Origin of the sequence: Cereibacter sediminicola (assembly GCF_007668225.1) — a bacterium.
GTDB lineage: Bacteria > Pseudomonadota > Alphaproteobacteria > Rhodobacterales > Rhodobacteraceae > Cereibacter_A > Cereibacter_A azotoformans.
The window spans coordinates 1-1,382 of sequence record NZ_VDEK01000101.1; the positions used below are offsets into that span (position 1 = coordinate 1).

The 1,382-nt window shown below is 64.4% G+C and carries 1 protein-coding gene; it reads left to right on the forward strand.

All coding sequences use genetic code 11. From position 1 onward, the window contains the following. Window positions 1–101 precede the first annotated feature (101 nt). A complete protein-coding gene (locus FG154_RS20490) occupies window positions 102–1,316 on the forward strand; it encodes an NADP-dependent isocitrate dehydrogenase (protein ID WP_145111985.1) in 1,215 nt (404 codons plus the stop codon). Window positions 1,317–1,382: the final 66 nt, after the last annotated feature.

The window sequence follows — 1,382 nt, forward strand, 5'->3', positions numbered from 1 at the left end:
CGCCCCCGCGGGCTGATCCGGTATACCTTGGCATACCGGGCTTTTCTCCAGCGGGCTTTTCCGCTATGCGGGGCGTGATCAATCATTCCGGGAGCCTCACCATGTCGAAGATCAAGGTAGCCAACCCCGTCGTCGAACTCGACGGCGACGAGATGACCCGCATCATCTGGGACTTCATCAAGCAGAAGCTGATCCTGCCCTATCTCGACATCGACCTGCATTACTATGACCTCGGCATCGAGGAGCGCGACCGCACCGAGGACCGCATCACCGTCGATGCGGCGAACGCGATCAAGCAGTACGGCGTCGGCGTGAAATGCGCGACCATCACCCCCGACGAGGCGCGGGTCGAGGAATTCGGCCTGAAGTCGATGTGGAAAAGCCCGAACGGCACGATCCGCAACATCCTCGGCGGCGTGATCTTCCGCCAGCCGATCATCTGCAGGAACGTGCCGCGCCTCGTACCGGGCTGGACGCAGCCCATCGTCGTCGGCCGCCACGCCTTCGGTGACCAGTACCGCGCCACCGACTTCCGCTTCCCCGGCAAGGGCAAGCTGACGCTGAAGTTCGTGGGCGAGGACGGCGAGGTCATCGAGCGCGAGGTCTTCGACGCGCCGGGCTCGGGCGTGACCATGGCGATGTACAACCTCGACGAGTCGATCCTCGACTTCGCGCGGGCTTCGATGAACTACGGGCTGAACCTCGGCTGGCCGGTCTATCTGTCCACCAAGAACACCATCCTCAAGGCCTATGACGGCCGGTTCAAGGATCTCTTCCAGAAGGTCTATGAGGAGGAGTTCGCCGACAGGTTCAAGGCCAAGGGCATCCATTACGAGCACCGGCTGATCGACGACATGGTGGCCTCGGCGCTGAAATGGTCGGGCGGCTATGTCTGGGCCTGCAAGAACTACGACGGCGACGTGCAGTCCGACACGGTGGCGCAAGGGTTCGGCTCGCTCGGGCTGATGACCTCCGTGCTGATGACGCCGGACGGCAAGACCGTGGAGGCCGAGGCCGCGCACGGCACGGTGACGCGCCACTACCGCCAGCACCAGGCGGGCAAGGAGACCTCGACGAACTCCATCGCCTCGATCTTTGCCTGGACGGGTGGCCTGAAGCACCGCGCGAAGCTCGACGACAACGCGGATCTGCTGCGCTTTGCCGAGACGCTGGAGCGGGTGACGGTGCAGGCGGTCGAGGACGGGTTCATGACCAAGGACCTCGCGCTGCTGGTGGGGCCGGACCAGAAGTGGCTGACGACGATGGGCTACCTGGAGAAGGTGGACGAGTATCTCGACCGCGCCCTCGGCGCCTGAGACGCGCCGAAGCCGGGGGGCTGTCTGCCCCCCGGACCCCCCGAGGATATTTTTCCGGAGTGAAAG

What these genes read in the sequence shown, in the direction of transcription:
- FG154_RS20490 (WP_145111985.1), top strand. Translation starts at nt 102, where the DNA reads ATGTCGAAGATCAAGGTAGCCAACCCCGTCGTCGAACTCGACGGCGAC.